This window comes from Terriglobia bacterium, assembly GCA_020073085.1.
Taxonomy (GTDB): Bacteria; Acidobacteriota; Terriglobia; order JAIQFV01; family JAIQFV01; genus JAIQFV01.
In genome coordinates, this window is sequence record JAIQFV010000013.1 from 69,378 (window position 1) to 80,652 (window position 11,275).

The following is an 11,275-nucleotide window of genomic DNA, read 5'->3' on the forward strand; positions in this document are numbered from 1 at the left end:
GTCGCCGGCCTTGATAAATTCGCATCTTAATGTGAGCCATTCTTTTTGAATGGCACCGAGTATTTCTTCTCGATCATTTCCCTGAACGTCGGCCCGGAATTGTACGCGCAGAACGGGTAAATGAGGCCGTTGGGCGCGGCATAGTGGATGATGCAGCGCTTCACGCGCTCGACATCGTAATTGTAAGCATCCATGAAGTGCATCCCGGCCACCATCAGCGTCCTGTATGTGAATGTGCCGTCATTGCCGCCGCGGCCGTATTTCTTGTCGGTCATCCCTTGCAGCGTCTGCAGGAACTTGGGGAAGGTCAACCCCTTGGGGGCGTACTCCGGTTTGAAGTACTTTTGCAGGGATTGCCACACCTTGATCTTGGTGAAGAACTTGAAGGTCGCTCGGGTCGTCTCGCGTGAGATGGCGTCGATCGCTTGCAGCATGGCGCCGATGTCGACAAAACGGGTGATGGGCACGGCTTCCTTGCGGTCTTCGCTGACGAACAAATACGTGCCGATGGAGCAGTGGGGATGGCTGCTCAACTGGGTGGTCTCCTCGCCCTTGACGGCGCTGAGGAGCTTTGAAAACGGGGTGACGCAGGACAGCGGGAACCAGTCCTCGTAGCGATTCGCCAGGCCGGTCTGCTCCTCGACGCATCGGGCCACATCCGTCATTGTAAAACGCTTGGCTTCCCGTTCCCGCTTGGCAATGCGGCCGGTAAAGGCGACCGGCTGGAAGCTGATCGCACTCGTGCAATCCACGTTTTCGATGGCCAACTTGAGGATGTCGCCGATCTGGTGATCGTTCAGCCCCTTTACAATGGTGGGGACAAAGCAGATCTTCAATCCGGCTTTTCGGCAGTTTTCGATGACCTTGAGTTTCTGCTCATACAAGGACTCACCGCGCGTGCGCTTGTAAATGTCGTCGCAAACCCCGTCGAACTGCAGATACAGGGTGTGCAAACCGGCTTCTTTGGCCGCCATGGCGAAATCTAAATCGAGGAACTTGATGCCATTGGTGGCCGCCTGGAGGTGGGAGAATCCCATTTCTTGCGCCATGCGCAGGATATCGAGGAACCGGGGGTGCAGCGTCGGCTCGCCGCCGGAGAACTGGACCACCCGGCAGGCGACCGGTCGTTCGTTGCGCAAGGACTGCAACATCTTCCGGATGTGCTCCAGGGAGGGTTCGTAAAGGTAGCCTGAAGCATTGGCATTGGCAAAGCAGACCGGACAGGTCAGATTGCAGCGGTTGGTGAGATCGACGTTTGCCAAACCGGTATGGGAGGTGTGCATCGAGCACAAACCGCACTGCTCGGGGCATCGGGTGGCGTTTGGGATTGCCGGATTGGATACGCCCCGGTTATCGCCAAAGTGCCAGCGCTCCATTTTGAGGTACATCTTCGCGTCGGAATAACAGACGTCCTTGACGTATCCGTGTTCGGGGCAGGTCTTCTCCATCATGACCTTGCCGTCCTCCTCGAATACCAGGGCGTCAATCAGCTGGGTGCACTCCGGGCAAATGGACTGAGTCACCTTCGGCAGCCCCACATGGGGGGGGTCAATGCGCGCCCCCGTGTAGGTCGTCTTGGGTTGAATGACCTGGTGTTGTGCAAATTGAAACCGATCCTCTTTTTCCTCTGCCGATGGCAGGTCGATAGTCTGGGGTTGGTCCTGAATTGTCTGTGTACTCACTCACTCCTCCTCGAATTCGCATTCTGCGTGATCTGGATCGCATCCCTGAGGGACCGCCTGAATCTAACCTGAGTTGAAGAAGAAGCCTCCCCCCGAGAATATGGAAGACTGGGTTTCGTTCAGATTTGGCAGCCGCCCGCTCGGCAACTGCGTGGCGATTTACGCCTAAAGTCAGCCGAAAGTTGGCTTGCGGTTTGGTCTCGAGACATCGTCTCCTTGGCCCCGATGGGGCAGGGCCCGACCGAGGACTGAATTTTACAACGCCAGCGCGTGGTGTCAAGTGGTGAATTATCTTGAAGTTACAGCTAACGTCAACGTCAGCTTATGACATGATTCGTTGGCCACGTGATATAATTCTCAGTTTAGTTAGGTGGTGGAGAGTTGGTTCTACTTGCATTGGGGGAGAACGAGAAAACGTAAGAAGATGCCGCCGGCGTTTACATATTCGAGTAGCGTTCGTCTGTGCAAGTCCGTGTCCCAGAGAAATTTGAACCCCTTGGAGTCTTAAGAATGATCTTCGAAACCTTCCCGGTAGGTCTACTGCAATGCAACTGTGCCATCCTGGGGGATGAAGAAACGCGCGAAGCGATCGTCATTGATCCCGGCGACGAGGTCGAGCGTATCCTCGCGGCGCTGGAAAAGTATGACCTCAAGGCCCGCAAGATCATCAACACCCACACGCACATCGATCATGTGGGTGCCAACGCCGAATTGCGCGAGCGTACCGGTGCTGAGGTGTGCCTCCACAAGGCGGACGTATTTCTGCTCGACAACCTGAAAATGCAGGCAGCGATGATTGGCCTGCCGGCCCCACCCTCCTCAAAGGTCGATGCTTTCCTCGAATCGGGCGACGTGATTCAGTGCGGGTCAATTCGTTGTGGGGTGCTTCACACACCCGGACACACACCGGGCAGTCTTACCTTTGAAACAGAATGGATCGGCGGGAAAATGAAGGGAAGCGCATCCCTCGACCTTATCTTGTCAGAGTCGACGGGCGGATCGGGTGCTTCCAGAGGACGGATCGAAGTTCCCAGGCAGGTCCTCTTTACCGGCGACACGCTTTTCCAATCATCGATCGGCCGGACCGATTTGTGGCAAGGCTCATTCGAAACGATCATGGAATCGCTGGCCCGGATTCTGGGGAAATACGACGACTCTACCCTCGTCTACCCCGGCCATGGACCCCCAACCACGATCGGTCGGGAAAGGGAATCGAATCCGTTCCTAAAGGGGTTGGTCTAGGACCACTATCCCGGCTGCCCTATAGATTTTCCTGAATGTACTCCAGCGTGGTTCGATCCCCACTTCGAATTTGTGCGGCGAGGGATCGCGCGACGGACAATCTTCGTTGCAGGTAGCGATCCGCCATGGTTGCTCGTTTTTCGTCGTCCGAATGATCGGCCAGGGCTTTCAGCAAACGGGCGCCATGAAAGAGGGAAAACATCGTGGCGAGCCGCTCAGCATTCAACAAGGCATAGCTGAAGTGTCTTAGGTCCTCCCGTGAAAAGGCCGACTTTCCTTGCCGGATCAGATGGAACCAACTCAAGTCCTTCCCGGCCCCCCTCGCGCTTTTCTTTTTTTCGCGAAGAATATCCATGACCAGGTATTGAATCGCGCCGGAGATTTCGTCCCGAATCGCCAGCAGGTTCTTGGTGGCGGCAGTGGCCCGCGACTTGGCCGCCTTCAGGGCCAGGCGGGCGCTTAAAAAGTCTTTCGGGCGGGACATGGCCCAATTGAGTTGATCCTTGAGCGCCATGAGTGCTTGGATCTGCGAGGTCCCTTCATAAATGGCCGTAATAACCGAATTGCGCAGGTGCCGCTCCACTTCATATGATTCGAAAATGCCATAGCCGCCATGAATCTGGAGGGCCTTCCGGGTGATCTCGACCGCCTTCTCCGCCCCCCAGTACTTGATCAAAGGGGTCAGCTCGCGGGCGTATCGTTCCATTTTTTTGACAAGCTGCTTCACCGTCCTGCCTTCAGCTTCACTTAACTTTCCTTCGGCCAGGAGTTTCTTCAGACCGACCCGCCGGTCCTCCGTCTGGGTGGCATCGTAAATCATGGCGCGAAGCGCCCGGATTTCCAGATCCATGTCCAACAGCATGTCCGCCACGAGTTCGTGCTGGGCAATGGGTTTCCCCATTTGTCGGCGCTGCCGGGCATAGTCGTAGGCCTTTCGGTAAGCCGACTGACAAATCCCGAGGGACTGGATGCCGACCGCTACGCGCGCCTCGTTCATGAACGACAGGATGTACTCCCAGCCCTTGCCCGGTTCTCCAATCAAGTACCCGATCGAGTTGTCGAAGTACTGTTCCAGGGTGGGCGAGCCGCGGAGCGACAACTTGTGTTCCGGTTTCCCGATTTCAAAATTTTTCACGTGCTTGCCATCACGCTCAATAAAGCGCGGGACCAAATGCATAGAGAGCCCTTCCAGCCCCTTGGAGTTGGGATCCGTGCGGGTCAGCACCAGGGCGATGTCGCCGCAACCATTGGTGATGAACTGTTTTCGCCCGGTGATGCGCCAGGCGCCATCCCCAGCATCGACCGCCGAAGTGGTAAGGGCGCCGACGTCGCTCCCGGCTTCCGGTTCCGTCATGGCGACCGACCCTGAAATTTCGCCGCTCGCCAATTTGGGGATGTATCGTCTTTTCAATTCTTCATTTGCAAATCGAAGCAGCATCATGGCGGGGCTTTGATAAAAGGCGAGGAAACTGAGCGTGTTGGGACACGCGGTCGAGATCATTTCAACCATCAGGGCATTGACGGTGTAGGGAAAGTTCCAGCCCCCCAGCTCTTTGGGCAGGCTGACCGCGAGGATCCCGAGTTGTTTCGCCGCCTCCAGATTTTCAACGAGACCGCCGGGGAGGATGACCTCTCCGTCCTTCCATTGAATCCCCGCCTGGTCGATTCCGGCTGCTCGAGGCGCCACTTCCCGGGCACAGAATTCACCGACCAGACTCAATGCTTCCTCGTATTGCTGCTTCGTTTCCTCGACGTTAAGCGGACCGTCACCCTCCTCGTGCCAGGCCGCACTGACCTGGTTCCAGTCAACGGCATGATGAAAGTGAAATTGGAGGTCGTCGTTCTCTGTGAAAAGGTTCTTGGAGGGCATGCGGGGATCCTCGTTATATGCCTTGTAGGGGCGCACAGCCGTGCGCCCCCATTGCGAGGATATCACATTCGGGTGATGCCCGCGCGCGCTGCCCCGGTAGGGCGCATAGTCCGCCGCAGATGCCCCCGCAGCGAAGATTTCGCAATTGCCTCAAGGAACTCTATTTTTGACATTCGTATTAGCGCATGCCCGTGCTGATTTGTCCGGAGGCCTTCATCCGCGTCACTCTGTGTGCGTCCGTGTCCAAGTGATCACTTCCGAAAATTCTCCGGCGCCAGGGTGCGGTTGAGGATGACGCGCGTGAAGACGAGCGATTCCGCCAACTGGCCGGCGATGTAGCGATCGATCCGGAAGGGGAATTTGACGGTCGCTCCCGAGTCTGGGGCCTTGGCCGCCGGCTTTCCCGAAAACGGATCGGGGCTCGAGAGGGGGACGTCACGGTAGTTAGAGAACTCATAAACCTCGGTGAGTGCGACCGGTTGATTTGAAAACGGATCCGTCGCCGTATCGTAATCAAATTCCATGCGCGTGACCAGCGAAGTGGCGTCGTCAATGTAATAGCGCGTCGATTTCCCCGGCGCGCCGCCTTGAGGACCATGACCGTTTCCGGGTGAATCATCGACTTCAATGACCTTCCTGTTCCTGGCGGCTTCAAAGGCCGGAGTAGGATGGGCTCGATCAAGGTGCCCACTCGCATTCCCATTTCCGTTGCTATTATCCGGAACTCCGCTGGCGCCCTGCCCCTGCGCAGTAAACCGGTCGGTGAGGTCGGCGAGGTTCTTGCCATGCTTACGGAAGTTGAACAACGCCTCCAGGGAACGTTCGGTTTGGGATTCGATAAAGCGCTGGACATGGCCTGCCGCCCTGGTGCTGAGAGGACCGGCCGAGTGCCACTGGTCATTGCCATCGGTTCCTTCGCGCGTGAGGACCCTCTCAGGCGAGCGTGGGTTGACAAAAGACGATTGTAGTGGTGTAGACCCGTCTGGAGACGCATCGGGCGCCTTGAAAATGAGTCGCTGAAGCTTATCGCCCTTGGACCCGCCTCCCGCAAGATCGGCTTGGTGAATCACGGTCACCGGAAACGTCTGCTGGGATTGCTGACTGTCACTATTCACCGTGGATGGATCTGAAACATATCGATAGATCGTCACCGTCCCCTGAGCGACCCACGTCTTGACCGCCCCTTTCTGCCAGGCGCTCCCATGTGCGTTGGCAGCCCGATCCGCCTGTCCCGCGGCAGAATTGACCTGCGCCCAACAGGTCAGGGATGCGGACAGTAACAGAGCAATGATGCCGATCAAGTGACCACTCACCCCGATGACCTCTAAAATGCTCTTCTTATTTCTCATGTTTCACCTCGCCATGGAGTTTTTTTCCAGATTTCTTTCCATTTGGATGAGGTCCTCTCGCCACTCGAAGGTCCTGGTCAAACTACACATCCCTGTCGTGTGCGGCGTCCTCTCGACCACCAGTCGCGGCCACCGCATTTCTCTCAAGATGCTTCCAAATTACTGAGAGAGCGGGTGATTCATTGAAGATCACGGGCTGGTCCTCCCTACCTTATGCATGAAACCGCAATTGCTCGCTTAATATTGCTTATTTGCCTTCTTCCGCATTTCAGACATCTTCTCGTCGGTTTCTGGTGTGTGAGGAAGAGTCTCATACCATTTGAGTGCCTCCCCGTAACGACCTCTATATGCTAATATATCGGCGAGTCTCCGCTTCCTGTCATTGGAGTCATCAGGGCCTCTTGTAAGCGAAATGGACTTCTCCATTAGGGTGATACCCTCTTGAAGGGTCGTGGACTTCTCAGATAGGGCTCTGCCCAAGACCCATACTGACTCTGAATAGTAATCGGCATAGCCCGATGACACTGTATCCAATTGCCGCTTTGGCATCTTTTCAAACAATTGCACTGCAGTTCTAAGTTCCTTTATAGCCCCCTGTCGGTCTTGACCAAGTGCGCCCGCGAGGTCAAAATGTATTATGGGATTATTGGGATCCAACCTTACCGCAAGCTTCAGCTCATCCAAGGCTTCTGATTGATACTCCTCAAATTCTTCACCGCCTTTCTTGCCCGCAGCTAAGCACAGGTAAATCCTAGCGAGATAGTGATGGGCTTCTGCAGATTGCGGGTCCGATACGACAGCTGCCTGCAACTCTTTAAGGGCCTCGCGCTTGCCCTCCTCTGTGGCTGCTACGCTGTCACTGCAGTTCCCCTCAAAAAGACTCTTCCCTTTGTCAAGGTGTGACGGTGTCGCTCCCTCCAAACCACCCGGGCATAAGGTGATCGAGAATAAGGCAAAGTAGAGAAACATGGAACTGGCCCTCCCATATTCGATTTGGCGTCCATCAAGCATTGACGCTCCTAACATGAGCTGACGTCTTAAAATCCAAATAAATTGGGGTCGCATCTCCATAATCCATTTTTCGATTCGGCCTTAATTCTCGGCCAACGTTTTCAATAGGCGCGAGGCGCGGTCGACAAACGGGGCGATGGTCGGATCGGCCCGCATCAAAGCCTTGAATCGTCGGATGGCTTCGCATACCGCCTTGTAGCGCATCCCTGCTGCCGCACGACCGAGGTCGTGCAGACTTAGCCCGCAATTCTCGTTGGCCAGATACAAGACCAAATCCCTGCCCCAATCCCCGTAGTGGTCCAACATCTGGTTCCACGATTCTTCCCGCACGGTTTCCACCACCCGGATGACCTGCTCCACCGCCGGCCGTGGAATCCAATGGCGCACATTCCCCTGTTCCTGGACGTTGCCATGGACGCGGCCTTGCAGTTGGGTGACAAAGGCCGCGCTTCCCAAGACCACTTGGGCCGTCAATTGCTGCCAGGGTTGCTGCTTCAAGCCTTCGCGGAGCGCCGCCTCGACGTACTGTTGGTACGCTCGAGCCGGATCTGGCGTATCGGCCCCCATCCATCCCAGCACTTGTTCGCACTCCAGCCAGGAAGGCTGGGGCACCCGGCCAACGTAAGCCCGGTAGGAGCTCCAGGGATAATTCCTCAAATACTCGAGCCGCTCCTGCCATTGGAGGTCGGTTCCTTCTCCTCCGGTTCCCCTTTGATTCCGCGCCCGACTGCGTTTTCCCAACTGAAAGCGTTCCACTCTGACGGGATTCAAATGGATATACCGGCTCAACTCCAGCCCCCACGCCTGCGGCTCCACGACGATCCCCTTGAATCGTCCCTGCAGCAGATGACCGCAGCGCCGGTGTCGGGCGTTGAACCACTGACTATACCCGCTGTTGAGCCATCGCATCGCGGCGCTGAGATTGGCCTCTAAGGTCTGTAACAGGAGATGATAATGATTCACCATCAAAGCGTAAACGTACAATCGTACCTGGAACCGCGAGGTCATTTCCCTCACCCGATTCAGAAATTCAGATCGATCCGCGTCGTCCAGGTAAATCGGTCGTCTCTCATTTCCACGGGACGTAATATGATACCAACACCCCTCCCATTCAATCCGTAGCGGGCGAGCCATAAGCGCACCATTCCGGGGGTCAATGAAGGGGGGCTCAGGGGGAGGAACCATGATACCGCACTCTGTGACCAAGAACACCATTAAGAAAAGGTGGTTTCTTGCAATAAGCGGGAGGTGGCGCGAAAAAAGGGCTTGTCGGTTCGACGGCGGCCGTTCATGTCCAAGCCTGACTCTTGGCCGGTGGCGACTTCGAATGGAACACCATTATCCGATTATCCCAGTTTTCCGCTGGAAAATGGATTCTGGAGATGCGACCCTTCAAGCTGTGTCCCAGGGTCTATTTTCGAAAATTCTCCGGCGCCAGGGTGCGGTTGAGGATGACGCGCGTGAAGACGAGCGATTCCGCCAACTGGCCGGCGATGTAGCGATCGATCCGGAATGGGAATTTGACGGTCGCGCCGGGATCTGCTGCCTTGGCCGCAGGCTTTGCTGAAAACGGGTCGGGGGTCGCGAGGGGAACGTCACGGTAGTCCGAAAACTCATAGACCTCGGTGAGCGCGACCGGTTGATTTGAAAACGGATCGGTCGCGGTGTCGTAGTCAAATTCCATGCGCGTGACCAGCGAAGTGGCGTCGTCAATGTAATAGCGCGTGGACTGAGACGGCGAGGCGCCTTGAGGACCATGACCGTTTCCGGGTGAATCATCGACTTCAATCACCTTCCTGTTCCTGGCGGCCTCAAAGGCCGGAGTGGGATGCGATCGATCGCGGTGGCCATTTGCATTCCCGTTTCCATTGTCGTTGCCATTATCCGCAGCTCCGTTCGCCCCTTGCCCCTGTGCAGTAAACCTGTCGGTGAGGTCTGCGAGGGTCTTGCCATGCTTGCGGAAGTTGAACAGGGCCTCGAGTGATCGTTCGGTTTGGGATTCGATGAAGCGCTGGACGTGGCCGGCTGCCTTGGTGCTGAGCGGGCCGGCCGAGTGCCACTGGTCTGTTCCGTCGGTCCCTTCGCGCGTGAGAATCCGATCAGGTGAGCGAGGATTGGCAAGAGAGGATTGAGGTACTGTGGATCCGTCGGGAGATCTATCGGGCGCCTTGAAAGTGAGTCGCTGCAGCTTATCGCCCTTGGACCCGCCTCCCGCAAGATCGGCTTGGTGAATCACGGTCACCGGAAACGTCTGCTGCGATTGCTGAGTCTCGTTATCGTAGCGATAGACGGACACCGTCCCGCTGGCCACCCACGTCTTAACGGCCCCCTTCTGCCAGCCGTCGCCATGTGCCTTCGCGGCCCGATCTGCATGTGCCGCGGCAGAATTGCCCTGTGCCCAACAGGTCATGGATGCGGACAAAAATAGAGCGATGATCCCGATCAAATGACCGCTCACCCTGATGACTCCGACAAAGCAGTTCTTATTTGTCATGTTCCGCCTCCACATAAAGTCTTTTTCCTGATTTCTTTCGTTTCGATGAATTCCTCTAACCAGTCCCTATCGTTGGCTAAACCAATTCGTGCCTAGTGTGCCATCACCTCAACCGAGAATGCGCTCCACCGCACGCCTCCCGGGATGCAATCAAATCTCACAAAAACCGAGTGATTTGTCGAATGTCAGTCTGCCCCGGGTTTTCATTTTGAGTGGCTCCTCAATCTCGTTGTCAATGGTCACATTTCTCCATGAGGAGCAGAGGACTTGATCGGTGATCCGCTCATGGTAAGATCCTCATCCCGCCGAGTCGTATTGCTGATGCTTGAAGCTCCACCCCGCGCGCGTCTCGACGAGCTAATGGTCAAGGCATCTCCCAACTGCCTAGGAACATTTTTTGTCAAGGAGAAATTTCTCTGGCAAACTTCTTCAACTCATCCAATTGACTGGATTCGATGATCTTGCGAACTTCCTCAGACCTGGATGAATCCAATTCCAGGGCCTTTTTGAAAAACTCCTGTGTCATTCCTGACAGATCCTGTGGTGGCTTCGAGGTGGCCAAAGATGCATCCTTCTTCGCACTGCGACTGTACGTCTGTTCTAGCGGAGAACCCAACCACTCCTGTTGCTTCTGTGCCGCCTTCGTGCCGACCCTTATTAGAAACTCTGCCAATTCTTTCCGATCGATGAGTGACACCAAGTTGAGGCTTGGCGTGTCACCAAACACTCGCGGTCGATACGGAGAAATCGCGAAAAGCACACGGTCAAAGTTCTGGCGCCGGGGTTCAACGTCAATGAGAATTAGATAACCTTTCAGAAGCCGTGAGTATTGTTTCGATTTCTGAGCTACGCGTTCGAGACAATCAATCACTTCGACAGGTCCGACCTTCTCGGCAAAGGACTTTAAGTACTCTTCACTTGCGCTTTCCCAATCCTCCTTCATTTCGTAAGTTGATGCCAAGAAGCTATGAACAGTTGGATACTCTGGATTCAGCTTCTGGACGATGCGCAAGTTGCGAATCACTTCATCCAAATTGGAACTTGATGCTGTCCTTGCGATTCCGAAATAGGCGTCAGGGTTTGTCGGGTCAAGCTCGCGAGCTTTCTGATAAGTCTCCCACGCTTCTTTCTGGACCAAATGGAATTGCTCCGGTTGGTGCGTATTGCTTAAGCGAATGCATTTCTCCCAGAGGATCCCACCCAAGACAAGATATGCTGCAGGGGAATTGGGGTTCAACTTAATCGCTTGTTTGATGTATTCCACTCCTTTGTCAAATGCGAGTGCTCTGAGTTCTTCCGTCGGAGCCCCGTCATCAGACCACTCATATCCATTCCTGTTGCATAACCAGGTCCCCTTTAGGAAGAGCTCCAAGGCCTCTCCGCTCAGAGAAGGATAGAGTGCAGCAAGGGCTTTTATGACCTTTGGATCGCGCGCATGTTGTTCAGCTCGACGCTCCTGCTCCATTAACGCGCCTTGGCGATGCTCTGGGTTCGGATTCCGCGGCAGTGACAGTTGCCAAGCCAGAGTTGTCATTGTCAGGAGAGACAACGCTAGGACGCTAGGAAACAAAATAGTGCAGAGCTTTGGTTTTTCACAAGTCGGCATAAAGGCCCTCCATTCTAACGG

8 protein-coding genes are annotated in these 11,275 nt (G+C 55.5%); 1 reads left to right on the forward strand and 7 read right to left on the reverse strand.

What is annotated here, in order from left to right; translation table 11 throughout:
* Nucleotides 1–26 precede the first annotated feature (26 nt).
* Nucleotides 27–1,640 carry a radical SAM protein gene (locus LAO21_14355; protein ID MBZ5553901.1) on the reverse strand — a complete coding sequence of 538 codons (1,614 nt, stop codon included), beginning with the start codon at nt 1,638–1,640 and terminating at the stop codon, nt 27–29.
* 552 nt (nt 1,641–2,192) lie between these two features.
* Here LAO21_14355 and LAO21_14360 point away from each other — a divergent pair.
* On the forward strand, nt 2,193–2,924 hold the full coding sequence (locus LAO21_14360; GenBank protein MBZ5553902.1) for an MBL fold metallo-hydrolase: 732 nt from the start codon (nt 2,193–2,195) through the stop codon (nt 2,922–2,924).
* Nucleotides 2,925–2,943: 19 nt separating this feature from the next.
* On the opposite strand, the gene LAO21_14365 is transcribed toward LAO21_14360, so the two are convergent.
* The 6 genes from LAO21_14365 to LAO21_14390 all read right to left on the reverse strand — a co-directional run bounded on the left by LAO21_14365 (nt 2,944) and on the right by LAO21_14390 (nt 11,254).
* Nucleotides 2,944–4,794 carry an acyl-CoA dehydrogenase family protein gene (locus LAO21_14365; protein ID MBZ5553903.1) on the reverse strand — a complete coding sequence of 617 codons (1,851 nt, stop codon included), beginning with the start codon at nt 4,792–4,794 and terminating at the stop codon, nt 2,944–2,946.
* 251 nt (nt 4,795–5,045) lie between these two features.
* Nucleotides 5,046–6,143 carry a hypothetical protein gene (locus LAO21_14370; protein MBZ5553904.1) on the reverse strand — a complete coding sequence of 366 codons (1,098 nt, stop codon included), beginning with the start codon at nt 6,141–6,143 and terminating at the stop codon, nt 5,046–5,048.
* Nucleotides 6,144–6,380: 237 nt separating this feature from the next.
* Nucleotides 6,381–7,112 (reverse strand): hypothetical protein, encoded by a 732-nt coding sequence (locus LAO21_14375; GenBank protein ID MBZ5553905.1) that lies wholly within the window; start codon nt 7,110–7,112, stop codon nt 6,381–6,383.
* A 123-nt stretch (nt 7,113–7,235) separates the two neighbouring features.
* Nucleotides 7,236–8,288 (reverse strand): transposase, encoded by a 1,053-nt coding sequence (locus tag LAO21_14380; GenBank protein MBZ5553906.1) that lies wholly within the window; start codon nt 8,286–8,288, stop codon nt 7,236–7,238.
* 277 nt (nt 8,289–8,565) lie between these two features.
* Entirely contained in the window at nt 8,566–9,648 is a 1,083-nt protein-coding gene (locus LAO21_14385; protein ID MBZ5553907.1) for a hypothetical protein, read from the reverse strand.
* 400 nt (nt 9,649–10,048) lie between these two features.
* A complete protein-coding gene (locus tag LAO21_14390; protein MBZ5553908.1) occupies nt 10,049–11,254 on the reverse strand; it encodes a hypothetical protein in 1,206 nt (401 codons plus the stop codon).
* Between the last annotated feature and the right edge of the window lie 21 nt (nt 11,255–11,275).

Excerpts from the sequence above, each read along its gene's own strand:
- LAO21_14360 (MBZ5553902.1), top strand. The coding sequence starts at position 2,193 with ATGATCTTCGAAACCTTCCCGGTAGGTCTACTGCAATGCAACTGTGCC.
- LAO21_14365 (MBZ5553903.1), bottom strand. The coding sequence starts at position 4,794 with ATGCCCTCCAAGAACCTTTTCACAGAGAACGACGACCTCCAATTTCAC.
- LAO21_14370 (MBZ5553904.1), bottom strand. The coding sequence starts at position 6,143 with ATGAGAAATAAGAAGAGCATTTTAGAGGTCATCGGGGTGAGTGGTCAC.
- LAO21_14375 (MBZ5553905.1), bottom strand. The coding sequence starts at position 7,112 with ATGTTTCTCTACTTTGCCTTATTCTCGATCACCTTATGCCCGGGTGGT.
- LAO21_14380 (MBZ5553906.1), bottom strand. The coding sequence starts at position 8,288 with ATGGCTCGCCCGCTACGGATTGAATGGGAGGGGTGTTGGTATCATATT.
- LAO21_14385 (MBZ5553907.1), bottom strand. The coding sequence starts at position 9,648 with ATGACAAATAAGAACTGCTTTGTCGGAGTCATCAGGGTGAGCGGTCAT.
- LAO21_14390 (MBZ5553908.1), bottom strand. The coding sequence starts at position 11,254 with ATGCCGACTTGTGAAAAACCAAAGCTCTGCACTATTTTGTTTCCTAGC.